This is a genomic window from Weissella muntiaci, assembly GCF_008107635.1.
In the GTDB taxonomy this organism is placed as follows: domain Bacteria; phylum Bacillota; class Bacilli; order Lactobacillales; family Lactobacillaceae; genus Weissella; species Weissella muntiaci.
In genome coordinates this window covers 54,663-80,581 of record NZ_SDGZ01000003.1, presented here as the reverse complement: position 1 = coordinate 80,581, position 25,919 = coordinate 54,663, and the positions used below count along the sequence as shown (strand labels likewise).

General features: G+C 41.0%; 25 protein-coding genes and 1 other RNA gene. 23 read left to right on the top strand and 3 right to left on the bottom strand.

Features of this window, described 5'->3' with window-relative positions; translation table 11 throughout:
* Positions 1-88 precede the first annotated feature (88 nt).
* The 15 genes from ESZ50_RS00450 to ESZ50_RS00380 all read left to right on the top strand — a co-directional run bounded on the left by ESZ50_RS00450 (position 89) and on the right by ESZ50_RS00380 (position 13,439).
* The gene (locus ESZ50_RS00450) at positions 89-208 is read left to right on the top strand and encodes an LPXTG cell wall anchor domain-containing protein (RefSeq protein ID WP_148621623.1); all 120 of its coding nucleotides are present in this window, start codon (positions 89-91) and stop codon (positions 206-208) included.
* Positions 209-225: 17 nt separating this feature from the next.
* Positions 226-936, top strand: coding sequence for a sulfite exporter TauE/SafE family protein (locus tag ESZ50_RS00445; RefSeq protein WP_187387486.1), 711 nt, complete (start codon positions 226-228; stop codon positions 934-936).
* A 71-nt stretch (positions 937-1,007) separates the two neighbouring features.
* Positions 1,008-1,733: a response regulator transcription factor gene (locus ESZ50_RS00440; RefSeq protein ID WP_148621621.1), complete on the top strand. Its 726-nt coding sequence runs from the start codon at positions 1,008-1,010 to the stop codon at positions 1,731-1,733.
* Complete coding sequence (locus ESZ50_RS00435) at positions 1,733-3,106, top strand: sensor histidine kinase (protein ID WP_148621620.1); 1,374 nt, start codon at positions 1,733-1,735, stop codon at positions 3,104-3,106. Before ESZ50_RS00440 ends, ESZ50_RS00435 begins: the two co-directional genes overlap by 1 nt.
* Before the next feature lie 23 nt (positions 3,107-3,129).
* Positions 3,130-3,771: a uridine kinase gene (gene udk, locus ESZ50_RS00430; protein WP_148621619.1), complete on the top strand. Its 642-nt coding sequence runs from the start codon at positions 3,130-3,132 to the stop codon at positions 3,769-3,771.
* Between the two features lie 14 nt (positions 3,772-3,785).
* The gene (gene pepA, locus ESZ50_RS00425; protein ID WP_148621618.1) at positions 3,786-4,859 is read left to right on the top strand and encodes a glutamyl aminopeptidase; all 1,074 of its coding nucleotides are present in this window, start codon (positions 3,786-3,788) and stop codon (positions 4,857-4,859) included.
* A gap of 18 nt (positions 4,860-4,877) precedes the next feature.
* Positions 4,878-5,519, top strand: coding sequence for a YtpR family tRNA-binding protein (gene ytpR / locus ESZ50_RS00420; protein WP_148621617.1), 642 nt, complete (start codon positions 4,878-4,880; stop codon positions 5,517-5,519).
* A 16-nt stretch (positions 5,520-5,535) separates the two neighbouring features.
* Positions 5,536-5,895, top strand: a complete 360-nt coding sequence (locus ESZ50_RS00415) for a hypothetical protein (protein WP_148621616.1) — start codon at positions 5,536-5,538, stop codon at positions 5,893-5,895.
* 50 nt (positions 5,896-5,945) lie between these two features.
* Entirely contained in the window at positions 5,946-7,292 is a 1,347-nt protein-coding gene (murC, locus tag ESZ50_RS00410) for a UDP-N-acetylmuramate--L-alanine ligase (RefSeq protein ID WP_148621615.1), read from the top strand.
* Positions 7,293-7,383: 91 nt separating this feature from the next.
* Positions 7,384-8,094 (top strand): Bax inhibitor-1/YccA family protein, encoded by a 711-nt coding sequence (locus tag ESZ50_RS00405; protein ID WP_148621614.1) that lies wholly within the window; start codon positions 7,384-7,386, stop codon positions 8,092-8,094.
* A gap of 126 nt (positions 8,095-8,220) precedes the next feature.
* On the top strand, positions 8,221-10,926 hold the full coding sequence (gene polA, locus ESZ50_RS00400; RefSeq protein WP_148621613.1) for a DNA polymerase I: 2,706 nt from the start codon (positions 8,221-8,223) through the stop codon (positions 10,924-10,926).
* 158 nt (positions 10,927-11,084) lie between these two features.
* Positions 11,085-11,486: a cupin domain-containing protein gene (locus ESZ50_RS00395; RefSeq protein ID WP_148621612.1), complete on the top strand. Its 402-nt coding sequence runs from the start codon at positions 11,085-11,087 to the stop codon at positions 11,484-11,486.
* A 259-nt stretch (positions 11,487-11,745) separates the two neighbouring features.
* Positions 11,746-11,946: a CsbD family protein gene (locus ESZ50_RS00390; RefSeq protein WP_148621611.1), complete on the top strand. Its 201-nt coding sequence runs from the start codon at positions 11,746-11,748 to the stop codon at positions 11,944-11,946.
* Positions 11,947-12,074: 128 nt separating this feature from the next.
* Positions 12,075-12,605, top strand: a complete 531-nt coding sequence (locus ESZ50_RS00385; RefSeq protein ID WP_148621610.1) for a GNAT family N-acetyltransferase — start codon at positions 12,075-12,077, stop codon at positions 12,603-12,605.
* 102 nt (positions 12,606-12,707) lie between these two features.
* Positions 12,708-13,439 carry a DnaD domain-containing protein gene (locus tag ESZ50_RS00380; protein WP_148621609.1) on the top strand — a complete coding sequence of 244 codons (732 nt, stop codon included), beginning with the start codon at positions 12,708-12,710 and terminating at the stop codon, positions 13,437-13,439.
* A 59-nt stretch (positions 13,440-13,498) separates the two neighbouring features.
* On the opposite strand, the gene ESZ50_RS00375 is transcribed toward ESZ50_RS00380, so the two are convergent.
* Entirely contained in the window at positions 13,499-13,708 is a 210-nt protein-coding gene (locus tag ESZ50_RS00375) for a hypothetical protein (RefSeq protein ID WP_148621608.1), read from the bottom strand.
* 204 nt (positions 13,709-13,912) lie between these two features.
* Here ESZ50_RS00375 and ESZ50_RS00370 point away from each other — a divergent pair, with 204 nt between their 5' ends.
* Positions 13,913-14,599: a YoaK family protein gene (locus ESZ50_RS00370; RefSeq protein WP_148621695.1), complete on the top strand. Its 687-nt coding sequence runs from the start codon at positions 13,913-13,915 to the stop codon at positions 14,597-14,599.
* Between the two features lie 80 nt (positions 14,600-14,679).
* On the opposite strand, the gene ESZ50_RS00365 is transcribed toward ESZ50_RS00370, so the two are convergent.
* Both ESZ50_RS00365 and recU read right to left on the bottom strand, forming a co-directional pair.
* Positions 14,680-16,935 carry a transglycosylase domain-containing protein gene (locus ESZ50_RS00365; RefSeq protein ID WP_148621607.1) on the bottom strand — a complete coding sequence of 752 codons (2,256 nt, stop codon included), beginning with the start codon at positions 16,933-16,935 and terminating at the stop codon, positions 14,680-14,682.
* Positions 16,932-17,549 (bottom strand): Holliday junction resolvase RecU, encoded by a 618-nt coding sequence (gene recU / locus ESZ50_RS00360; RefSeq protein WP_148621606.1) that lies wholly within the window; start codon positions 17,547-17,549, stop codon positions 16,932-16,934. Before recU ends, ESZ50_RS00365 begins: the two co-directional genes overlap by 4 nt.
* A gap of 176 nt (positions 17,550-17,725) precedes the next feature.
* On the opposite strand from recU, the gene ESZ50_RS00355 reads away from it, so the two are divergent.
* The 7 genes from ESZ50_RS00355 to ESZ50_RS00325 all read left to right on the top strand — a co-directional run bounded on the left by ESZ50_RS00355 (position 17,726) and on the right by ESZ50_RS00325 (position 25,862).
* The gene (locus ESZ50_RS00355; protein WP_148621605.1) at positions 17,726-18,274 is read left to right on the top strand and encodes an SLOG family protein; all 549 of its coding nucleotides are present in this window, start codon (positions 17,726-17,728) and stop codon (positions 18,272-18,274) included.
* A gap of 68 nt (positions 18,275-18,342) precedes the next feature.
* The gene (gene gpsB, locus ESZ50_RS00350; protein WP_148621604.1) at positions 18,343-18,711 is read left to right on the top strand and encodes a cell division regulator GpsB; all 369 of its coding nucleotides are present in this window, start codon (positions 18,343-18,345) and stop codon (positions 18,709-18,711) included.
* 28 nt (positions 18,712-18,739) lie between these two features.
* An RNA gene (rnpB, locus tag ESZ50_RS00345) (RNase P RNA component class B) lies at positions 18,740-19,108 on the top strand.
* Between the two features lie 81 nt (positions 19,109-19,189).
* On the top strand, positions 19,190-20,320 hold the full coding sequence (locus ESZ50_RS00340) for a THUMP domain-containing class I SAM-dependent RNA methyltransferase (RefSeq protein ID WP_148621603.1): 1,131 nt from the start codon (positions 19,190-19,192) through the stop codon (positions 20,318-20,320).
* A gap of 38 nt (positions 20,321-20,358) precedes the next feature.
* A complete protein-coding gene (pcrA, locus tag ESZ50_RS00335) occupies positions 20,359-22,611 on the top strand; it encodes a DNA helicase PcrA (RefSeq protein WP_148621694.1) in 2,253 nt (750 codons plus the stop codon).
* Positions 22,612-22,629: 18 nt separating this feature from the next.
* Positions 22,630-24,648, top strand: a complete 2,019-nt coding sequence (ligA, locus tag ESZ50_RS00330; protein ID WP_148621602.1) for an NAD-dependent DNA ligase LigA — start codon at positions 22,630-22,632, stop codon at positions 24,646-24,648.
* 44 nt (positions 24,649-24,692) lie between these two features.
* Positions 24,693-25,862, top strand: coding sequence for a CamS family sex pheromone protein (locus ESZ50_RS00325; protein ID WP_148621601.1), 1,170 nt, complete (start codon positions 24,693-24,695; stop codon positions 25,860-25,862).
* The last annotated feature ends 57 nt before the right edge of the window (positions 25,863-25,919 follow it).

Sequence of the window (25,919 nt, the reverse complement as noted above, 5' to 3'; positions counted from 1 at the left end):
GCTTAATCGCATTGGGCTGATCCATTTTTGTTTTGTAAATTTTAAGCTTGTAAATGTTATTATTAATAACAAAAGGGGAACGAAATATATGACAGAATTTATTACAACTAACTTAAATTATTTTGCTTATGCAATGATGGTTATTGGAGCAATATTGATTATCTTAGCGCTATTCTTCATGCTTAAAGGTCGGCGTCGTAGAAAGTAATTTATAGGAGTATTGAAGTGGATATCGCTGTTTATGCAATATTTTTGCTTGGCGCACTAGCTAGGTATGTTTTCGGCTTTGGAGAAGCATTGGTAACGACGCCACTGCTATTGTTAGTGTCGTTTAATACGAATAATGCGATTGCTATGATCGGCATTCTGGGATTGGCTTTGGCATTGCCAGCAGCAATTAAGAATTATCAAGCAATTGATTTTCACTTAATCAAACACCTTGTCTCCGGTGCCATCCTGGGTGTGCCACTTGGATTGATCTTTCTACATTATGGCAACACATATATGCTAAAAGTTCTGATGGGAATTTTCTTAGTCTTGTATGGTCTGATAAATTTAATTGGTATTCGGATTGTTAAAGGACATCTGAGGATCCCTACATTATTAGTTGGAATCGTTTCTGGATTTTTAGGAGGCGCCATTAATACTCATGGGGCACCTGTGGCCATGTTTGGACAGGCAGCAAACTGGCCGGATAAGTATTTGCGAGCCAATCTACAAACGTATTTTGGTATCGTTGGTCTTGTAATTGTATTTGGGCAAGGAGCTTCAGGTCTATGGAATATGACAGTATTTAAAGACTTGCTGTTCTTAGTTCCCGGGGTGGTAGCTGTTTTAATTGTGTCCGAAATCTTTCTTAGGCGAATCAATACGGCAACGTTGAATAAATATTTATACGGATTCTTCGTGATTGTGGGAGGATTAATGTTTTTTTGATAGGACTTAGTTCCAACAAGCAAAGACTTGCATGGTAAACTGGAAAAAGAAATGCACTGCGAGGAAGCGAAATGACAAAAGTTTTAATTGTTGACGATGAACCATCACTAGTAACCTTGATGTCCTATAATTTACAAAAAAATGAATTTGATGTTTTAACAGCCACAAATGGCCCCGATGCGCAGAAAATGATTGAAACAACCCCCGACTTGGACATCGTGCTCTTAGATGTTATGTTACCAATTAAATCTGGGATTGATGTAACCAAAGAGCTACGTGGTAAAGGGAACCAGATCCCCATTATTTTGGTGACTGCCTTAGATGAAGAAATAGATAAAATTCTTGGTTTGGAAATCGGTGCTGACGACTATATAACAAAGCCGTTCAGTCCGCGGGAAGTAATTGCCCGAATTAGGGCCGTACTACGGCGTTTTGACAAATCTAGTAATGTTGTCGAAAGCACAGATAGTTCTGACAATATCACTAGAATTGGATCAATTACGATTGATTACGATAAGTTGGTTGTGCAAAAGAATGGTGTGTTAGTGAAATTGACACCGAAAGAATACGAATTATTAGTTTATTTAGTGGCGCGTTCAAATCGAGTGTTGGCCCGCGAAAATATTCTAGACGGTGTGTGGGACTTTAAAGAAACCGGTCCAGATACTAGGATGGTTGACATGCATATTTCTCACTTACGCGACAAATTGGAAATCGATCCAAAGCATCCAGTGATGTTGCAAACAGTACGAGGCTTTGGATATCGTTTCAATACAAATGGTTTGGGGGATGAATAGTGGTAACATTTTTTAAACGTTTTGTTCAAATTTTCATCGCCGGTTTGCTAGCAACCTTGTTATTCCTTGAAATTTTGATTAAAAGTAGTTCAATTTTAAATGAAATTAATTGGTCTGAAGTTATTATAATTGTTTTTTTCTTTGCGGCATTTGGTGGCGGCGTAATGGCATATCGCGAAAAAAAGCGAATTGATCAATTAGCACTAATCATGGCCAAACTCGAACTCTTGCAGGGGGCGACAACTAATGATGGCTTGATTTTGCTGAAGCCTAATGATGACTATTACAAGCTGGCGCAGGCGATTAATGCAGTTCAGTCAGTAAATACACAACATCTAAAGCAATTGCAGCAACAAGACGCTACTCTACAGACGTTGTTGGCAAACCTGCCGATTGGGGTGCTCCAGATTGAAGCTGATCGCCGATTAAGTATGATTAATGATCGTGCGGCTGATGTGCTTGGGTTAGAACGATCAAGTGTTGATAAAGCATATGATGATATTATCCAACAGCACCAACTACTAAGCATGATTGAGCGAGGGTTAGCTGATCATGAGCCGGGGCGCGAACAAATTAATGCCCAAAGCAGTGGTCAAGCGAAGGTCCTTGACGTAACGACGGTTTATTACCGAACTCGTTCGAACCATTTCGCTCTATTGGTTTTGCTTTACGACATTACTGATTTGACACGGTTGCAGAATGGACAAAACGATTTCGTAGCAAACGCCTCGCACGAATTGAGGACGCCCTTAACCGCAATTTCAGGGTTCGTGGAAACCCTATTGGCTGGTGCAGCAGACGATGTTGAGGTTCGGCAAGAATTCCTCGAGATTATTCAAAGCGAGACTAAGCGCTTATTGGCGTTAACGGAAGATATTCTGACTCTCGCAAAAAATAACTTACATACAAAACAGCGCGAACCAATTAAACTTGCTAATATCAGTCAAGATATTATTCGAAGTGAAGAACGCCGGATTAAAGAGCAGAATTTGCAAGTCGTGGATCACATTAATCAACATTTGACGGTTGATTATACGGTTGAACCAATTTACCAAATTTTAAATAATTTGATCACGAATGCTGTTAAATATAATCGTCAAAATGGTAAAATTGATGTGTATGCACATGTTTCAAATATGATTTTAACCTTGCAAGTTAAAGATACCGGTCTTGGAATTTCAAGCGAAGAGCAAGCGCGAATTTTTGAACGCTTTTATCGAGTTGATAAATCACGTCAGAAACAGATTGCAGGGACCGGCTTAGGTTTATCAATTATTCAAAATTTGATCGATCAAGCTGATGGAACTGTCACTGTTGACTCACAAGTTGGCGTTGGAACAACCATGACCGTTGTGTTACCTTTAAATAAATAGTTATATAGTTAGGAAAAAAGAAAATGTTAGATGCACGTCCCGTAGTTATTGGTGTTACCGGTGGTTCAGGCTCTGGAAAGACGACTGTCAGCCGGGATATTATTGAGCGTTTACAAGGTGAATCAGTTGTGATGATTCCGCAAGACGCTTATTACAAAGATCAAAGTGACAAGATTATTGAAGAACGGGTTAAGACTAATTATGACCACCCGGATGCATTTGACCATGAATTATTAATTCACCAAGTTAAGCAGTTATTAGCTGGCGAGACAATTGAGCTACCAACGTATGATTACAGTCATCATACACGAGCAGCGGAGACTGTCACGATAGAACCTGCTGATGTAATTATTTTAGAAGGCGTTTTGTTGTTTGTTGACCCAGCTGTGCGTGATTTGCTGGATATTAAGATTTTTGTCGACACTGATGATGATTTGCGTTTTATTCGAAGATTACAACGTGATGTTGCAGAACGTGGACGAACGGCTGAGACAGTTATCGAACAGTACTTAGAGACCGTTAAGCCAATGTATCATCAGTTTGTCGAGCCATCAAAGCGTTATGCTGACATCATTTTGCCAGAAGGCGGTGCCAACAAAGTTGGAATAAATATGTTAGAAGCACAAATTCGCGATATATTGCTACGAGTTGCGGCCAGTCGCTAGGAAGTAGGTATGGCATGGAAGATCGAGTTTGGGAAAGAATTGTTAAATATACTGAATTGCAAGGCACCTCAGGGCAAGAGCAGCTTGTGCGCCGCGCCTTTCGTGAGGACTTAACACCACTAGTTGATCGAATTGAGCAGAATGGTTTGGGTGGCCTTTACGGCATACGCGAGAACTCTGACAAACAAGCCCCAAGAGTGATGTTCGGTGCGCATTTGGATGAAGTCGGTTTCATCGTAATTAAGGTAACTGAACGGGGGATGTTAGAAGTTCGGGCAGTTGGTGGTTGGAATCCTTATACGGTATCAGCGCAACGGTTTACGCTTTTTACTAGAAACCAGACGTTTCCGGTAATTTCATCGTCCGTATCGCCACATCTTTTGCGGGGTGAAGGTGCCAACCGACAGTTGCAAACAAATGATATCCTCTTCGACGGAGGTTTTGTTGATTACGCAGACGCAATTGCGACCGGTGTACGTCCAGGTGATTTTATTGTTCCAGATGTTAAGACTGTTAAGTTAGCCAATGGAAAACGAGTTGTTTCAAAAAGTTGGGATAATCGTTTTGGTCTGGTTACGATCTTGAATGCACTTGAGAATTTACGTGGCAAGGCTCTACCAAATGAGTTGATCATGGGCGCCAATGTTCAGGAAGAGGTCGGCACTCGTGGTGTTGCTCCGGCCGTGCATCAACTACAACCAGATCTTTTCTTTGCGTTGGATTCATCGGCCGCTGATGATATTCGAAGTGCGTCTGGACAAGGGCAACTTGATCAAGGGACAATTCTAAGAGTCTTTGATCCGGGGGTCATCATGCCACTTCGACTTAAGGAATTTATCTTAGACACAGCAAGCGATGCCGGAATACCGCTACAGTATTTTGTGGCACAAGGTGGGACCGATGCGCGTGCAGCTCAATCTGAGAATTTTGGAATTCCAGCAGTTGCTTTAGGTGTCGTATCACGGTACATTCATACCCATCAAACAGTTTGGTCAATTGCTGACTTTGAAGCGGCTCAGGCCTTAGTTGAGATTTTGGCAGAACGCTTAGATCGTACAACTGTTGATACCATCGTTTATGGGGATTAAAAAAACGGAGAGTTATTTATGTTAATTGCAAGTTATAATCGTGCCGCAATGGGCGATATGCTGGTGGTGTTAACTGCGCCAGCTACGGAACAAAAAATTATTAAGCAAAAAGGAAATGTCACGCGTATCGAAGATGGCGCCGGTCAACTAATCGGTGTTAATTTTGCAGAAGCAAGTACGTTGTTGGATCTATCAGGGATTGCTGGGCCAGTTGTTTTATCCACTGAACAGGTAGCAACGCTTAATGAAACAATGATTTCTTTGGACTTTCCCGGTGATTTAGTTGCCGACCCGGAGCCTAAATTTGTAATTGGCTATGTTGAAAGCATGACGCCACATCCTGATTCTGATCATTTGCAAATTACGACGACTGTGATTGATAATGATCAGCGTTTGCAAATTGTGTCTGGTTCACCAAATATGGCAGTCGGTATTACTGTTGTTGTTGCTAAAGTTGGCGCAATGATGCCATCGGGCTTGATCATTTGGCCCGGTGAACTACGTGGAATACCTTCAAACGGGATGATTGTATCTGGACGAGAATTGAATTTGCCGAATGCACCACAAGTTCCTGGGGCGATGATCTTACCAGCAGATTTTGCGGTCGTTGGAACACCCTTTGATCGAATGAGTGCTTCCGCTCAAGCCATCTTCAATTAATGTATGGGGTGGTATGATGATAACACCAAGACCAATTGTTTATTATGAGAATTTAGCAAATTCAAAACAGCCTTTTGTTGATCAATTAATGGCTAATAAGGTGAGCTATATTTTATTGGCAGATGATGTTGTAACGCATGACTTAATTGATCTAGATCACTTACAGGATGCCAGCGATGAAGCTCAATCAGAAATGACGCGACCAGTCGTTGAGCCATTAAAAGATAAGCCGAAATCTAAGGCTGTAAAGAGCAAGGATCAAAATAGTAAGAAAATCCCAAAGATTACGACGGGCTTGGGTTTGAGCTTGGATGATATCCTAAGCGAAGAAAACCGTGTTGCCAGTAAAGAGAATGATCATAACTATTTTGGATAAAATGGTCTGTCTTAGGACGGACTTTTTAATATGGAGATAAGGATAAAATAATGGATAAAGATGCTTCTTACTACTTTATTGGAATCAAAGGTTCTGGAATGAGTGCCTTGGCCCTCATTTTGCATGACGAAGGCCATTATGTTGCCGGCTCTGATATTGATGAATATACATTCACACAAAAGCCACTGGCAAATGCAGGAATTGAGATGTACTCATTTTCAGCTGATAATATTAAACCTGGTATGACGATTATTCGCGGAAATGCGTTTACGGATGATCAGGTTGAAGTTGCGGCCGCCTTGGCTTTGGAAGATCAAGTTACTATTTTAAGCTATCCTGAAATGGTCGAACAAATTATTGAGCAATATACGTCAATTGGGGTCGCTGGTGCGCATGGAAAGACATCAACGACTGGGCTGTTAGCGCACGTCTTATCAAGAATCGCGCCTACATCATACTTGATTGGTGATGGTACTGGTAAGGGAATTCAGGATGCTCGTTTCTTCATCTTTGAGGCAGATGAGTATCGCCGGCATTTTGCTGACTATACGCCAGACTATGCCATTATGACAAACATTGATTTTGATCACCCAGACTACTATACAGGTGTCGACGATGTTAGAGATGCCTTTGAAGATTTTGGTAATAAGGTTAAAAAAGGAATTCTTGCATGGGGTGATGATCCCGAACTACGCAAATTAGCGGAACACGTAAAAGTGCCAGTGCACTTTTACGGCGGAAATTCAGAAACTGATGATTTCTATGTAAGTGATGTTAAGCGAAGTACAACTGGGTCAACATTTACGGTCTTTTATCATGATCAAAACCTAGGAAGCTTCACAGTACCGCTATTTGGTCGACATGGAATTTTGAATGCGCTTGCGACAATTGCAATTGCTTATATGGAAGAAGTCGACATGGATCTTGTTCGCCAAGAATTATTGACCTTTAAGGGTGTTAAACGGCGTTTCACTGAAAAGCAAATTGGTCCGGTCACAATTATCGATGATTATGCGCATCATCCATCAGAAATTACAGCAACTTTGGATGCTGCAAGGCAGAAATATCCTGGGCGTGAGTTAGTGGCAGTCTTCCAACCACATACATTCTCACGGACGATTGCTTACTTAGATGATTTCGCAAGTTCACTAAATTTAGCGGACAAAGTTTATTTGACAGAAATTTTTGCTTCAGCTCGGGAACAGGCCGGGGCAATCTCTTCTGCTGATCTAGGTGCTAAAATTGCGAAATTCAATGGAATTGTCTCACCAGCAAATGTTGCACCATTGTTGGACCATGAAGATGGTGTCATTATTTTCATGGGTGCCGGTGATTTGCAAAACACAGAATTTGCGTACGAAAAGATCTTGGCGAACACGCAAAGCAATTTGCAGTAATTCGTAGATATCGTTATAATATTTTCATGGGGATAACGGCACCCAAAGTCCATTTCTGAAAGAAAATTTCAGGTAGAAAGAGGGAATTGCTATGGATAATTTTAATCAAAAAATGCGAGTTGTTAATCCTGATAAAGCAGGACTGAATAGCTTCTTTAAAAAAGTGTACACTTATATGGCGTTAGCCTTAATTGTTACAGGAGTTACCGCTTACCTAGGCGCAACAATTTTCAGACAACAGATCATCGTACTGTTTAGTTCAGGGATTGCGCAGTTGGCCTTGCTCGGAGTGATGTTTGGAATCGTTTGGATCTTCTCAAGACGAGTATTCCAGAATCCTGCACAAGCATTTGGTATGTTAATGGGTTACTCTGTTCTGAATGGGGTTTTCTTCTCAACGATTGGTTTGATGTATAACCTTTCAACGATTGCGGCGGCACTTTCTACCACGGCACTGTTATTTGCTGGTATGGCAATTTACGGATTGGTAACTAAGCGTTCGATGGCATCAATGGGATCTATTCTGTTTGGTGGTGTGATTGCTTTAATTGTTGGTGGAATAATCAACATTTTCTTCTTTAATAGTGTTGTATACTTCTTCCTTTCAATTGTTGGAGTAATTGTTTTTGGACTATTAACTGCATACGATATGAACCGGTTGAAGGCGATGTATCTTGAACATGGTGGTCAAGGCCAAGTTACTTTAGAACAAAGCTTGGCGGTCTCAGGGGCATTAAGTCTCTATATGGATTTCATCAATTTGTTTATCTACATCTTGCGTTTGTTTGGTGGACGCGACTAATAAAGTTTAAAAAGAAGCTCGTGGGTCGACATGAGCTTCTTTTTTTTTGTGCCAGATGCGCTGAGATTGGTTTCATGCGGGGGAGTTTGTTAAAATAGAAATAACACTAAAAGAAGAGGTCATAACATGGCGAAACCAACATTACTCTTAATTGATGGAAATTCTCTGGCCTTTCGGGCATTTTACGCACTAATTAATCAAGTTGACCGCTTCTTGAGTCATGAAGGTTTACATACGAATGCACTAGTCGGTTTCAATAACTTACTAGATGGCATTGTTGACCCATTCCAACCAGATTTAGCATTGGTGGCTTGGGATGCAGGGAAGACCACCTTTAGAACGGAAAAATTTGATGACTATAAAGGACATCGAGACACGACACCATCAGAATTGGTTGAGCAGTTTGAGCCTTTACGACAAATGGTCGAATTACATGGAATTAAGAACTATCAGCTACCAGGTTTTGAAGCTGATGATATCATCGGGACGATTGCTACTAAGGGAGCGGCTGCTGGCTATGCAGTTACAATTGTGACTGGTGACCGAGACATGACACAATTAGTTTCAGACGACATCACTGTGTGGGTAACTAAAAAGGGTATCTCAGAGGTTGACCACTATACGCCTGCAATGGTCGCTGAAGTATATGATGGTTTGACACCAAAGCAAATCATTGATATTAAAGGTCTGCAAGGCGACACATCTGATAACTACCCTGGGGTTGCTGGTATTGGTCCAAAGACGGCCGTTAAATTAATGAAGGAATATCATTCAATTCCAGAGATGTATGAGCGAATTGATGAAATGAAGACTTCTAAACAGAAAGAAAAGCTCATCGCTGGTAAAGAGGATGCTTTCTTATCAAGGGAGCTTGCCACGATTGAAGTTGATGCACCGCTTGAAATTAGCTTGGATGATCTAAACTACCAGGGTATTCGCTATGAAGAGCTAGTTCCTTTCTATCAACATCTCGATTTCAAGGCGCAGCTCGTTAAGCTTGCAAATATGGGTTATGTGATCGGTGAAGCTGGTTCGACGGATGCGGGTGAGACGAGCGTCAATATGACTAATACGGAATTAAATGTCCGCGAATTAACAGTCACAAACCTCAGTGCCATCGAGGAACTAGGGGCAGAGATCGACTTCTACCTAGAGCTTGACGGAGAAAACTATCATACAGCGGCTCCCGTTGCCTTTGTCATCGGGAATGAAGCTCACGGTTATTTTGCCTCACGTGATATTGAATTGTTAACACAGAGAACGCCGGTTAATCAAATTTTGAATGATGATCAGGTAAAAAAGAATGTCTTCAATGCCAAGGCGATGATTGTGGCCCTTCATCGGTTAGGAATTACGTTAAAGAATGTGAATTTTGATTTATTGCTAGCGTCATATTTATTGGATACAAACGATAATCAAAATGATTTGGGAGCATTAGCACACGAGAATAACTTCTTTGCGGTTAAAACCGATGAAGAGGTCTACGGTAAGGGTGCTAAGTTCCAGATTCCTGAAATGGATGCAGATTTGTTTGAACATCTAGGTCGAAAAGCTTTTGCAATTGGCTCTTTAGCTCAACCATTATTTGAAAAGTTGAACGAACATGCTCAATTAGAGTTATATGAAACAATTGAATTGCCACTATCTTTTGTGCTAGCGGACATGGAAATCACTGGAATCAAGGTTGACGCAGAGCGGTTGCTGCAAATGCGTAGTAAACTAACTGAGCGTTTATCTGAGCTCGAACAGAGAATTTATCAACAGGCTGGTCACGAATTCAATATACAATCACCAAAGCAATTGGGTGTCATTTTATTTGAAGAGATGGGCCTGACCCCGTTGAAAAAGACTAAGACCGGTTTCTCGACGAGTGTTGAAGTTCTTGAACAAATGACCGATGTGCCAATCGTTGAGTCGATATTGATGTATCGGCAATTAGCCAAGATCCAATCAACATATATTGAAGGATTGTTGCGCGTCATTCATGGCAGTGACTCAAAGGTGCATACGCGTTATCTTCAGACGCTCACACAGACTGGTCGTTTATCCTCAGTTGATCCTAATTTGCAAAATATTCCCGTGCGAGTTGAGGAAGGTCGTAGAATCCGACAAGCCTTTATCCCGCGTGAGCCAGATTGGATTATCATTGGAGCTGATTATTCGCAAATTGAATTGCGTGTATTGGCACATATTACCGGTGATCCTGAAATGCAGGCGGCCTTCCGGGACGATCAAGATATCCACGCGGCAACGGCTCGTCGAATTTTTGGTTTAGCAGATGACACGCCTGTTGATGCTGAGATGCGTCGCAAAGCTAAGGCGGTTAATTTTGGAATTGTCTATGGTATCTCTGACTTTGGCTTAGCACGAAACATTGGTGTTACACGTAAGGAAGCTAAGCAAATTATTGAGACTTATTTGAATGAATATGCAGGCGTTCGAAAATGGACTGAAGAGATTATTGAATCAGCGCGAGAATTGGGATACGTTGAGACAATTGCTCACCGGCGCCGTTATCTACCGGATATTAAAGCAAAGAATTTCAACTTACGATCATTTGCTGAACGAACTGCGATGAATTCACCTATTCAAGGATCAGCTGCGGACATCATTAAGATCGCCATGATTAATATGAATAAGATCTTACAGGAACGTGGTCTAAAGGCCAAAATGCTCCTGCAAGTACACGATGAATTAATTTTTGAAGCTCCCGCAAGTGAGTTGGCGGAACTAGAAGAATTGATTCCTAGTGTAATGGATTCGGCGATGCAACTAGCTGTTCCATTAAAAGTTGCAACTCATGAAGGCAAAACGTGGTACGATGCTAAATAATTAAAAGAATTTTCAATCAACTATCAATTGTTGTCCTAAACGACTGCATTGATAGTTGTTTTTTTCATACTTTGGACTAAAGGTGTACCAATCTATTAAGTATAATAAGTGATACAATGAACTTGTGAAGATAGCCAAAGTTAAAGGAGATTCTAAATATGGTTAAGCAATTTAAAGATAGTGGTAAGCAACCATTTGTTGCAAATTTGGTTGAGATGGCCAAGTTAAATGAGAACTATCGTGAAGCAATTTGGACGGGTGAAGAGTTCCAAATTACTTTAATGAGTATTCCAACAGGTGGCGGTGATATTGGGATGGAGATTCATCGGGATCACGATCAGATGTTGTACCTAGCAGCCGGAACCGGCAAAGTTCAAATGGGAGACGCAAAGGACCAAATCTCTTTTGAAAAGACTGTTACAGCTGAGCAAACGGTGATTGTTCCCAAGAACGTCTGGCACAACATCACAAATATCGGATCAGAAGAAATGAAGGTCTTTTCATTGTATGCGCCAGTTAAACATCCAGCAGATGTTGTTCAGGAAAATAAGCCTGAATAGACAGATTTTATGATATTGTGAAATAAGTAACTGGTGTGATAGTGATATAATATACAAGCAAACGAATTCTGCACAGTAGTTTGCGCCCTCAAAAATAATTTGAAGAACTCTTCAAATTTGCCACAGAGATGATCTCAGATCTATCTGTGGTTTTTTATATCGAAATAGTTCATTATTGACCAGTAAAAAACAAAAATGAGTTACAATGAACTCAAGAAATGGTTTTTATTTCTGTAAAATTATGAGGAGGAACTAAGTAATGACATTGGATGAACAAGTTAAGGGGACAGCAGAACAAGTTTCAGGTAAGGCAAAGGAAGTTGCAGGGGCGGCGACCGGTGATTCTAAGTCAGAAGCTAAGGGAAAACTCGAAGGTTTGACGGGAAAAGCACGTAAGGCCGTTGACGATCTAAAAGAACATGCAGAAGATGTTGTTGATGATGTAAAAAAGAAGTTCTAGTTTTTAAAGCAGTCAGTCTCAATGAACTGGCTGTTTTTTTAATTCATAAACATGCTAAGAATTTGCTTTTCTGGTAGCATAGTGAGGGTAGTCAGTAAATTTTGATGAAAATTACTTTGGGGGATTCTATGCAACTACAAGAATTAACACAAGATGGTTACCAATACTGGCAGAGTATCTATTTAGCCGCTTTTCCGCCTTATGAGCGCATTGATTTTGATGATTTAATTAGAATTGCTCAGGCAAATCAGATGATTAAGCTAAACACCTTGATCGAAGACGAGCAACCAGTTGGGATTGTTCTGAATATTGAGTTAGATCATCAGAAAAGCTTTATATTATACTTTGCAATCGATGAGTCGAAGCGAAGTGGCGGGCTTGGATCAAAGGCGTTAAATGCTTTGAAAAGTACTTACCCAGGCGGAATTATCTTGGAGAGTGAATTGACTGGTTCCGATGCACCTAATGAGGAGCAACGTACCAGACGGTATCGGTTCTATCAAAAGAATGGGTTAATTGATACTAAGTACGTTACAGAGAACTTAGGCGGGACCTTCCATCTGCTAGCAAGCACCTCAGAAATCACGGTTGCTGACTATGAAATGGCCAGCTCACAGATCGGAATTGAGACCCACGTTGTAGATACTCAAATCGATTAATCCACAGACTAAATTCGTGATAGAATGAAGTTAAGCTTTTCGGCATAAATAAGAGAACCGGCTGATTTGGCCGGTTCTTTTAGTTAAAATATTGAGGTTATTATGGCAGAATACAAGAATTTATCAGCATATTTACAGGCAAAAAACACGACAATTAATAATTTTTTGCTAACTCATTACATTGAGTTAGGAATGTCTAACGATGAATTTTTGGTGTATCTACAGGTAAAAATGATGATTGATGGTGGCTCAAATGAACCTAGTACTGAGAAGATTGGTGCTCGTTTAGGATGGACACCTCAGGTCGTTTTCGGGCATCTAACTGATCTTAGAGGTAAGGGATTACTGCGTTTTGACACACACCGTGATGAGACGGGGCGAGTGATTACAGTATTAAATTTTGAACCGTTACTTGAACAATTATTAGAAATTAGTCTAGATGGAGAGCGAGCTGTCGCTGAGCGAATCAACGAACCGGTTGTAAAGCAGGTGCAATCCAATAACCGAACTGAAGTTTACCAGATGCTTGAGCAAGAGTTTGGCCGCCAACTAACCCCGATGGAATATGAAACGATTGGTGCTTGGTTTAACAAAGATCATTTTGAACCCGCGATGATTAAGCAGGCATTACAAGAAGCTGTTGTAAACCAGGCGCTCAGTTTGCGTTATATTGAAACAATCTTAGTATCTTGGCAGAAGAAAAACTATCGTTCTGTTCAAGAAGTGATTGCAAATCGTGAATATCGACAGAATCGTGCTGAGACCAAGGTTGATGATGTGCCAGATATTCCATTGGATATTGATCTTTCAAAAGTTGATTGGAGTGCACTATAAAAAGGGCTCATTTCATCGCCCCTTTGAGAGATGAGATAAGTCCTTAGCCACCATGAATTTTATTCAATATAATTTTGCCTTTTTATATTGATCACGGCTTGAGAGAATAAAAATGTCGCGATCACTAGGGCGAGCGCCATTGTGATAAACAATCCCAAATTGATATTTGCGCCTTGCTTTGTGAAACCGAATGGGACAAAGATAATTAATAACCCACAGCTATTGCCAATGATGGTGAACAAGATACCGATTGCTTCTAATGATCGCATAGCATACTCCTATTCTAGTGGTTAGATTTTTCGGGGCATTTAATAATCACTTTCCTGAACAAGCGATACTCATCCAGTCATTGTTGAATATTATTTGTATTCGATGTGCTTATGATATATATTTTAAATGCTAAATTAGACTAAATTGTGGACAAATTATGTTCCTAATTTTATTAGAACATGAAAATAATTAAAGGAGCAGAGATGGATCATTCTTTTCATGAACGCCAATCAGTGGGTTTAATTCTTAGCCTAATTGGTGGTTCATTAGACGGTTATACTTTTATTCATTATGGAGCCTTTGCCTCTGCACAGACGGGTAATCTAGTCCTGGCAATTATTCAAGCGTCAGATGGTGATTGGATCAATGTTGGAAAGAAGCTATTATCGACGTTAGCCTTTCTGGTTGGCATCGTGATGGCAAAACATTTAATCAGAATCTTTAGTACTAGCAAGATATATTTCTGGCGCCTCTATATCTTATATTTTGAGGCTGTTATTTTCTTTCTACTTGGGTTTGCTAATATTAATCGTAATCAAGTACTTGTTACGACTGCAATTGCCTTCACGGCTGCAATTCAATGGGTTACATTTGACAAGATTGATGGGATTCCGTATACAAACTTATTTACAACAGGTAATCTGAAAAGCCTAGCAATTAATTTTTACGATATGATAAGTGAGAAAAATGAGGTTGCGTATCGTAAATTTCTGAATTACGCCTTGGTAATTGCTTTTTTCATTTCAGGGGTGATTATCGCAGTCTTTACCTATAAAACACTTGGAATTGGAGCAATTCAGATCATCGCAGTAATAGCGCTTGGTTTGGCGCTACGAGAAAGTTATAAACTCTGGCGCTTCCAACGTCTTAATAATCACATGCTTAAGTAAGGTTGAGCGTCAAAATGAGAATGTAAATACTAGCAAAAAAAGATCCACAACATTATGTATTATGTTGTGGATCTTTTTAATTATTGTGTATTTGTTGTCGTTGTTGCTGAGCTAGAACCTGAATTGGAACTCTCAGTAGTAGTGTTGTTTCCAGCTGTTCCTGTAAAGGTACTTGCGGCTGAACTACTTGAAGAAGAACTACTTGACGCTATCACTGAACTAGTCAATGTTGAACTTGTAGTAGCACTGCTGGAAGTTGTCTTAGAAGACGTGATCCCAGGATCTGTGAACTTTGCATCTTTAACTTCGTATTCAGTATTCCCGTACTTCGTTACTTTGTCGACCGTTGAAGGCATCGACCAAGAACTACCATCACGATTCGAATCGGTCATGATGTATTGCATCAAGTTCTTGTAGAAGTAAAGCGATAGATACTGTGGCGAACTAGCCGAAGCGGTTTGAGCAAGGTAGTTCCCAGGATCATTTGGACTATCATAACCGGTCCAAACAGAGATCGACATTGCCTTGGTGAAACCTGTAAACCATGAATCAGAGACTGCATTGGTTGGCACGCTGACATTTGAGTCATAGTTAACAGTTCCAGTCTTTCCACCTTGGGCGTAAGATGATGTATTAATGAACTTTGCGTAAGAATCACTCACGTAAGACTGCAACATGCTAGTCATCATGAAGGCAGTTGATGACTTCATGGCTGTTGTACCAGGATTATCGAATTTCTTAGTTTCACCATTACGTTCATCAATTGAAGAAACATACTGCGGCTTGTAGTATGTTCCACCATTATCAAAGGCAGCATAAGCAGCAGCTTGTTGCTCGGTTGAGACATTGATTCCGATGGCGCTTGCAGGCTTCAAAGCTGAATCGAGTTTGATACCAAGCTTACCTAAGAAGGTAGTTGCTTTAGAATTTCCAACTGCTTGTAAAGTACGAATGGCAGGGATGTTACGAGACTCGACCAATGCTTGACGCATGGTAATGTAGCCCTTATTCAAATGATCGGCATCATAAACCTGGATATCCGTGCCGGCATAGGTGTAAGGTGAATCATCAACTCCGCGATAGGTTGGCCAGTTTAAGTTCTCAATCGCTGGCGCATAGTCAACAATTGGCTTAGCAGTTGATCCTGAAGAACGAGTTGTTTGCGTGGCACGATTTAGACCAAAGGTCGTATCTTGTTTACGCCCACCAATTTGGGCAACGACTTTACCATTATTTGGATTAAGCACCGTTGCACCAATTTGAACTTCATCATCCATCCAATAAAGTGGGGAATCGTCTGAATTGGCCAAGTCATATGCTTTTTGTTGAATATCAATATCAAGATTTGTATGAACAATAATCCCATCGTTGCCTAAGTCGTAGCCCTTTTTCTTAAGTTCGGCAATTGTTGAAGTCAAGTAGGCGTCTGAAACTTTAGCTAGTTTGGCTGTTTGCTCAGCTGCAGGATGTTCAGTCAATAATCCATCATTGATTGAGGTTGCTGCATAAGTCTTTGCATCACTCTTTGAAATTGCACCAGTTTCGGCCATTGCTGCAAGGACCGTATTACGACGTTGAGTTGCTCCTGTTGGGTTAGTGTATGGATCATGACCACTCGGGGATTGGGGGAGACCCGCTAACAAGGCAATTTGCGGAACCGAAAGCTGATCCATAGACTTACCATAATAGTATTCAGCAGCAGTCTTCATTCCATAAACACCATTTCCCATATACACCTTATTAATGTACATTGTTAGAATTTGGTTTTTAGAGTATTTCTTTTCAAGACGTACAGCTAACCATGCTTCTTGCGCTTTACGACGCAATGTTTGGTCACTAGCGGCAGTTGAGAAAACTGTTAGCTTAACAAGTTGTTGCGTTAGTGTTGAGCCACCACGCATACCTAAGCTTGAGCCAGTTAGGTCGCCAAGGGCTGCACCGGCAATTCCTTGAAGATCAACACCACCGTGTTGATAGAAACGTCGATCTTCAATCGATACAACGGATTTCTTCAAAATAGATGGAATTTCTGATTGAGCTGCAATCTTGCGATCTTGGGTACCAGAGGTCCAAACAACATCACCTTTAGTATCAAGGATTTCTGATTGTTGTGTGCCAACAAGGGCAGCGTTCGTTACTTTTGGTGCTGATGAAGCATAATAAGCGAACAGACCCGCACCGGCTAGTAAACCAACTGCACCAATCGTTACCAAGGTTAGTAGTGTTAATTTAGCATAGTGGCCAAAGCCCTTCTTTTTATTCCCGCGGGGAACCTTGCGCTTTTTTTGCCCGCGCTTTGATGCGTTTCGGCTAGCGCGCGTTACTTCCTCACTCATAAGTTAGGACTCCTTTTTTCTGTTTGTATTAATGTATCAATTGCATCAAGATAGGGCGTTGTAGGTTGTAGCTTATTTGGCACGAGTGCTCCGTGATCTACAATTGTTTTGTAGGGGATCGATTTACGCTCTACATTTTGATTTTGCCAAAACTCAACTAATAAATTAGCCCAAATAACATAGGTTTCTGAGCGTTGAGTAAAGCGAATAATCATAAAAGCTAAACCGCCTTGCTCCATAATCGCTTGCAAATGTGTAACTTGATGCTCATGAACATTCTTTAAAGGAAAGGAATTCAGATTACCGGTTTCTTTGGCATCGAAATCAATATACTTCCCTTGATAAATTCCGTTATAATCGGTGGTAGAGGCTTGACGAAAAAAAGCCTTTGTAATGCGAGCCGCGGAGCGGGCAGGGTAATCAACGTCGACGATTTGAATTGGCGTTGGCTTTTTATAAATTACAGCAATTTTTTCTTTACGATAATATTCATTAGCCACGTTAATATCCGCTTCAAGCGACATTCCACGCCTACTTTGCGATGATGCCTGAAGTTTTCTTTGCACCAAAGCTTGCGGTTTGTATTCTTGACCATTAGGATATTTGAATACCATAATAACCTCCACTTTATACTATCTTGAGTATTATCCCACTGCTCGGGACGATTAGGCAAGCAAAATCTCCTAAAAACAGCCTAAATTTCACCAAAAAAGGCATTAAAAGTTCACAAATTTATTTAACCTTTAAGGCGGAAATGTATAATGAAACTAATATTGAAAAGGACAAACGTATGAATAGAATCTGGATGACCGGTTTTAGAAGCTTTGAACTTGGTATCATGGGTACTAAGGATCCTAAGAAAGTTGTGATTGATTTTGCTTTGAAGAAGGTTCTTCAACAATTAATAGCAGACGATGCAGATTGGCTAATCACTGGTGGACAATTAGGAATTGAGCAATGGTCGATCGATGCCGCCTTGAATTTAGAAGACCAAGATCAGAAGCTCAAGGTTGCTTTAATGACGCCTTTTAATAATTTTGGAAAACAGTGGAACGAAGCTAATCAGGCTAAATTGAGTCAGCTCAAAGCAGCCGTCGACTATACAGCACCTGTTAGTCAGCTCGATTACAGTGATCCAAGCCAGCTTAAGAATTATCAAAGGTTCATGCTGGAGCATACAGACCAGGCAGTATTTTTCTATGATGATAGTGCAGAGGAGTCCAAGGCACGCTTTGACTATCTTGCTGCTAAGCAGTTTGCGGTTGATCATGATTATCCGATTCGCCTAATTGATTTTGATCGTTTACAAGATTTCGCAGATGAATTGGAATTTAGATAATTTTTATTTGCTTGACCTGTAAAGAATGTTACAATTACATGTATATCAGTACACGAAGGAGTTCCGTGATGGAAAATGTTTTACATACTCGCGAAGAGATTTTAAGTAAGGAATTTAAGAAGACCCGTATTGGAACCGGTTATGATATGGCCGATGTGGATGCCTTTCTTGATGAAATTATTGGTGATTATCAAGCGTACCAAAGTAACCTCACTGAGGCACAAACCAAGGTTGACTTGTTAGAATCACAAGTTGCTGATCTTACGAAACAAATTTCTGCAGCAAGCACTGCTCAACCAAAGCAGGCCCCTGCCTCAAATTTGAACACTAACATGGATATTCTAAAGCGTTTGTCAAATTTGGAACGCCGGGTATTTGGAACACCATCAGACGCCTTTACTGCAGGGGTACAAGAAAACCCTACACAAGAAGCGTAATTAGTGTATACTTATTCTAGTTTGATGTATTAGTGGGTGATTGCGTACTGGTTATCCAGTATGAGGAAAGTCCATGCTCGCACTGGCTGAGATGCCAGTAGTGTTCGTGCTAGGTGAAAAAATAAGCCTAGGCAGCTACTTTGTAGTTGACGGCCAACGAACAGCCTAAGGGAAACTACGGCTTACTAGTTGTTAAGGTGCCACAGTGACGAACCACCAAAGAAATGCGGTGGGTGGAACGCGGTAAACCCCTCGAGCGGGCAACCCAAACTTTGGTAGGGGCGCTTGACCTAATAAAATGAAATGATGGTCGGGGAGGCAGCAATGCCTGAGATAGATGATTGCCGCCAGTATTGACTCGCCAAGTTAATACTGGAACAAAACATGGCTTATAGCTAATACATCTGGCAGAGCCGGCGTCCTCGTGGCGTCGGCTTTCTTTTTGCAATTTTACTTGAAATGATAATAGGTGATAATAATGAAGACATTTAATCTGATCGCAACAATGGGTGCCGGAATGGAAGCGCTAGTTGCCAAAGAACTAAAAGAGATGGGTTATGCAACGCAAACAGAAAATGGGAGAGTGCGTTTTGCCGGGGATATTTCTGACATCTATCGGACTAACCTTTGGTTACGTGTAGCTGATCGTATCAAAATCGTTGTTGCCGAATTTGATGCAAAAACATTTGATCAATTATTCGAACAAACCAAAGCCTTACCATGGGATGAGTTATTGCCTTATGACGCTGAATTTCCAGTGAATGGACGTTCAAAGAATTCAATTCTTCACTCCGTTCCAACGGTTCAGGCTATCACAAAGAAAGCAATTGCGACGAAACTAGCAGATGTATATCACTCACGTGGTGCCCTTCCAGAAACGGGTAATCTCTATACATTAGAGACAGCTATTGATAAGAACCACGTAATGATCACACTGGATACAACCGGTGCATCATTATTCAAGCGTGGCTATCGTACAGAAAAAGGTGGTGCGCCATTGAAGGAAACCATGGCGGCAGCATTGGTAAATCTTGCCCACTGGTTTACAGACAATCCATTTGTCGATCCAACGGCCGGTTCAGGAACGATTCCGATTGAGGCAGCTCTAATTGGTCGTAATATGGCCCCTGGATTAAATCGCGAATTCGATATTTCAAATTGGGATTGGTTTGATCCTGAAATTGGTAAGCAACTTAAGCGTGAGGCACGTGCATTAATTGATTTTGACGTTGAATTAGATATTTCTGGTTATGATATTGATCCCGAAATGGTCGAAATTGCAAAGTCTAATGCAGAGGCTGCTGGCGTGGGCGAGGATATTCATTTTGAAGAGTTAGCTGCCAAAGATTGGTCGACTGACAAAATCAATGGAATCATTGTTTCTAACCCACCATATGGTGAACGACTAGATGACGAAGCAACTGTACGTCAATTGTATTCTCAAATGGGGCACGTATATCGGCAAATGCCAACTTGGTCAAAATATATTTTGACTTCTGATGAAGGCTTCGAAGATGCATATGGTGAACGTGCAACGAAAAAGCGCAAGTTATATAATGGAGCTCTAAAGGTTGATTTGTATCAATATTGGGGTAAGAAGATTCGTTAATTATTGGAGGTGGGAACGTGGCAACGTTAACAGACGGAATGAATGAACGCCAAGCAGAAGCGGTCATGACAACTGAAGGACCGTTATTAATCATGGCTGGTGCCGGTTCGGGAAAGACGCGTGTGTTGACCCATCGGGTAGCCCATTTGATTGATGATTTAGATGTACGTCCATGGCGGATTTTAGCAATCACGTTTACGAATAAGGCAGCGCGTGAAATGAAGGAACGGATCGCACAACTTGTTGGCAGTGAAGTCGCTGACGCGGTTTGGACATCCACATTTCACGCATTAGCTGTTCGTATCTTACGGCGTGATATTGACCGCCTAGGTTATAAAAAAGATTTTTCGATTCTTGATGCCGGAACTCAACGCACCTTAATCAAGCGAATTATGCGCGACCAGAATATTGATATTGAAAAATTTCAACCACGTTCAATTCAATCGGCAATTTCTAATGCAAAAAACGCAATGGAAACACCGGAAGAATATGTTGCTAATGCTGAAAAGGGGCAGGTTCCTTTCGAAAAAATGGTAGCCAAAGTCTACCAAGAGTATCAACATCAATTAGCTTTAACGCAAAGTGTCGATTTTGATGATCTAATTATGTTAACCATTGAGCTATTCGAAAAAGCACCAGATGTCTTGGCGTACTATCAAGAGAAGTTTTCTTATATTCACGTTGATGAGTATCAAGATACAAATGATGCACAATATCAGTTAGTTGCGATGTTGGCTGCTAAACATCAAAATCTGGCAGTCGTTGGTGATTCCGATCAGTCAATTTATGGTTGGCGGGGAGCTAATATTCAAATAATCTTGAATTTTGAAAAAGATTATCCGAGCGCAAAAACAGTCATGTTGGAGCAAAATTATCGTTCAACACAGACAATTCTTGACGCGGCTAATGCAGTGATTGCCAATAACAGTGAACGAATCGCAAAAAATTTGTGGACTTCGAATGGTGACGGCGAAAAAATCACCTATTATCGTGGTCAGTCTGAACGTGATGAAGCGTTATTTGTGGTTGCACAAATGCGCAAAGCTGTTGAAGATCAGTCACGACGGTATGCCGATTTTGCGGTATTATATCGGACAAATGCACAGTCCCGTGGGATTGAAGAAGCCTTAGTAAAGGCGAATATTCCATATACAATGGTTGGCGGCTCAAAGTTCTATGAGCGTAAGGAAATCCGCGATGTTTTGGCGTATCTTTCGCTGGCTACGAATCCCGCCGATAACGAAAGTTTTTTACGGGTTGTCAATGAGCCCAAACGTGGATTAGGTACAACCTCGTTAGAGAAGTTACGCGGTTTTGCTGGTCAACAAGGTTGGACGTTACTAGAGGCAGCCAGTAATGCTAGTTTGGTTAATGGATTGCAAGCCCGTGCGGTAAATAAGCTCGGTGAATTTGCTGATTTGATCCATGAATTTCAACAACAACAGAGCTTTGATCTTAGCTTAACGGACTTAACCAATCAGATTTTGGATCGTTCCGGTTACCGGCAACAACTTCTGGATCAACCAACTCCAGAAAATCAAAACCGACTGGAAAATCTAGATGAGTTCTTAACTGTTACTAAACAATTTGATGATCACTACGAACCTACCGAAGAGTCAGTTTCTAAGTATGTCGACTTTATGAGCGAGTTGGCATTGGTCTCAGACTTAGATGACGTTGATGAAGCCGATAACGATACCGTAACCTTGATGACTTTGCATGCGGCCAAAGGATTGGAATTCCCAGTTGTCTTCTTGGTTGGCCTTGAAGAAGGGATTTTCCCACTTGCTCGTGCCAATGAAGACGAAGCTCAAATGCAAGAGGAACGTCGTTTGGCGTATGTCGGGATAACACGTGCAAAGGAAGCATTGTTCGTAACAAATGCTTATTCACGTCAGTTATATGGTCGGACCTCTTCGAATCCACCTTCTCGATTTATTCAAGAAATTGATCAGCGTCTACTTACTCAACCAGAGGGGCAAATGATCTCATCTCATGCAAACAGTGAGCAAAACCTACCTTTTGCACGCCGGACGCAGCAAGCTGTATCAACTACCTTTAGCGGTCGTCAAAGCAATCGCACATCTTCAGTTCAACCAACTCGACCTACGACTGGTGCGGAGAAGGGAGATTGGCAGATTGGGGATGCCGTCTCACATAGAAAATGGGGCATTGGTCGCATTGTTAAGACAAATGGAGCGGGTGAAGATCAAGAACTTGATATCGCCTTCCCAGATCAAGGAATTAAGCGTTTATTGGCCGCCTTTGCACCGATTCAAAAAGCTGAATAAAAGTGAGGTAACTATCCGATGGCAAATTCAGATATGACGGAAATCCAAGCCCAAATTGATCTTTTAGAACAAAATCTGAAGCAATGGGCCGTTGAATATTACGAAAATGATGCTCCTTCGGTTGAAGATTCTTTATATGATCAAACCTATGAAGAGCTAACTCAATTAGCAAACACTTATCCAGATTTAATCAGTACTGACTCCATTACCAAACAGATTGGTGGTGCGGTAACTAAAAGCAATTTGCCTGAAGTAACGCACGAAGTTCCAATGCTCTCACTTGGCGATGTTTTCTCTATTTCAGCGTTAGCCGAATGGATGGAAACAACGCAAGCAAACTTTGATAGAGCACTAGTTTATAATGCTGAGCTAAAGATTGACGGCTTGGCAATTAGCCTTGAATATCTGAATGGCGAGCTTGTTCGAGCATCAACGCGGGGCGATGGTCGTGTTGGTGAAGATGTAACTGCGAATGTTAAACAAATTGCCGACATTCCTAAAAAATTAACTGAACCCGTTACATTTGAAGTGCGGGGCGAAGTCTATATGCCAAAAGCCTCGTTTGCCGAGCTTAATGAGCAGCGTGATCGTGATGGTTTGCCAAGTTTTGCAAATCCAAGAAACGCTGCAGCTGGCTCACTCCGTCAGCTTGACGCCAACATTACGAAGGAGCGCAAGTTAGCAGCTTTTTTCTATCAGGTAGTTGACGCGGAACGAACGTTAGGTGTTAGCACGCAAGCCGAGTTGCTTATTCGTTTGGCTGAATTGGGTCTGCCATCTAATCAACTGAATCGTGAATTACAAACGATTGTTGATATCGAAGAATACATTTCTCAACAGACAACAAGTCGTGATGAGCTAGCTTATGGAATTGATGGAATCGTAATTAAAGTTAATACACTGGCAGATCATGAGGAATTAGGGAATACAGTTAAGGTTCCTCGCTGGGCAATTGCTTATAAATTCCCACCAGAGGAAGCTGAAACAATCGTTTTAGATATTGAGTGGACAGTTGGGCGGACAGGTGCGGTGACGCCGACGGCCGTTATGAATCCGGTTATTCTGGCGGGGAGCACGGTCGCACGAGCATCCTTACATAATCCAGATTACTTACTAGAAAAGGATGTAAGAATTGGCGATACCGTCACATTGCATAAAGCTGGTGATATCATTCCAGAAATTGGCCGTGTGATCCCAGATAAACGGCCAAATAATAGTGTTCCTTACCCAATTCCAACCCATTGTCCTGTTTGTAATTCAGAATTGGTTCATGTTGATGGCGAAGTTGCGCTACGCTGTATCAATCCGTTTTGTCCAGCTCAGATTCTTGAATCGTTAACGCATTTTGCTTCTCGAAATGCTATGGATATCGACAGATTGGGTCCTAAAGTTGCAAAACAATTACTAGATCGCAAACTTGTTGCTAAAGTTTCTGATTTATACCGATTGACAGCTGATCAATTATTGGAACTTGATAAGTTCAAAGAGACTTCTGTTAATAATCTATTAACTGCGATTGAGCGCTCCAAGAACAATTCAGTTGAACGGCTAATTTTCGGCTTAGGTATCAGAAACGTTGGTGCACGTGCTGCAACTCTATTGGCAAAGAATTTCCATGATTTAATGACGCTTGCTAAAGCTTCCGCCGAAGAGATCGCCAATATCAATGGTATTGGGATGACGATTGGCGATAGTGTTGAACAATATTTCAAGTCGGACCATGTTCAAGAACTTCTAACCGACTTTCTTGCTTTGGGTGTCAATACGGCCTATACAACCGCTGAAATCGTCATTAAAGAGACAATGTTGACGGATAAAAAGGTCGTGTTAACTGGCAAGTTAGTTGATATGTCTAGAACGGAAGCTACACAATGGTTGGAGCAGCAGGGCGCAACCGTGTCAGGGTCCGTTTCCAAGAAGACTGATCTCTTAATTGCGGGAGCTGATGCTGGATCAAAGTTAGCTAAAGCCGAAACTTTAGGAATTGAAATTTGGTCGGAAAGTCAATTACGTGATAATATGGACATTATGAAATAAGTTATTTCCCACTAACCGTTATTAAGGGAATAAAGGAGACGAACATGCGGGCATTAAAATGGATTGGTTCCATCCTCGCTATTATTGTATTAGGTGGTGCATTAGTATTTTTTGGTAATTTCTTTTCAAAGAATTCTTCATCAAATACCACCACTGAAAGTAGTAAAAAGAGCAGTAAAGGTGTTGCCGTTACATCAACGAGTGATAGTTCGGCTTATAAAACCGTAGTTAAAAATGGTAGTTATCTTGTGTCAAAGGCACGTGGAATCACTGTTACAAACAATGCAAACAATTTTAGTACACAAAGTTTTGAAAGCGGCTTGTTGAATTTTTCAAAAAGTCAGTTTTCGACTAGTAAGTATGTTTTTCAAGAAGGACAGTATTTGACGAGTTCTGTTGCAACCAATTGGCTCGGTCGTAAATCTTCGACGAATCCTGATGGATTGAATCCTGAGGATAATGGTAAGACAGATAGCGGGCGTAATCCAATGTACTTACAATCAATTGAGGAACAGGATTTCATGACTCAGTCAGGATCTGATCTAAAATTGAGTGGCGTTGTGCTAGGGCTAGCTATGAACACGCAAGACTCGTACCAAAAGGAAGAATACGGAGCAACATATACACAGGATATTTCTGACGCTGATCGAATCGCCCAAGGTAAGACGATCGCAGCTGAGGTTGTTGCACGTTATCGTAAAATTAGTGGCATTAGTGCCGATACGCCAATTTATGTGGCGCTCTTCGCACAATCACCTGATGATAGTTTGGTTGGTGGTAATTTTTACCAGTGGACCCGTTCTACAAACGGTACTTCACTTGATTCATTTACTAACTTGAGCCAGACAACGGTTGTTTTACCAATGCAAGAAGGGACTTCTAATAACAAGAGTGTTGCGGAACAATTGAACACTAGCTTCAATAATTTCCAGACGAAGGTTGAAAATTTCTTCCCGAATGTGGCCTCAATGACAGGACAAGCACGTTATGATGACTCCACTTTGTCAGGATTGAACATAACCATTACGACACAATTCTATTCTGAGACTGAGATCCAAAGTTTTGCGGATTATGTTGCCACTCAGGCACCATCATATTTACCAAATAGTGCTAATATTCAAATTCGCATTCAAACAACAGATGGTGTACAAGCATTATTAGTTAAGAAAACTAATTCTTCAAAGTATGAAGTGAATATTTTAGGTTCATATTAATAATCTAGCAAAAAAAGACAATTCCTCTTGGAATTGTCTTTTTTAATCTACATATTC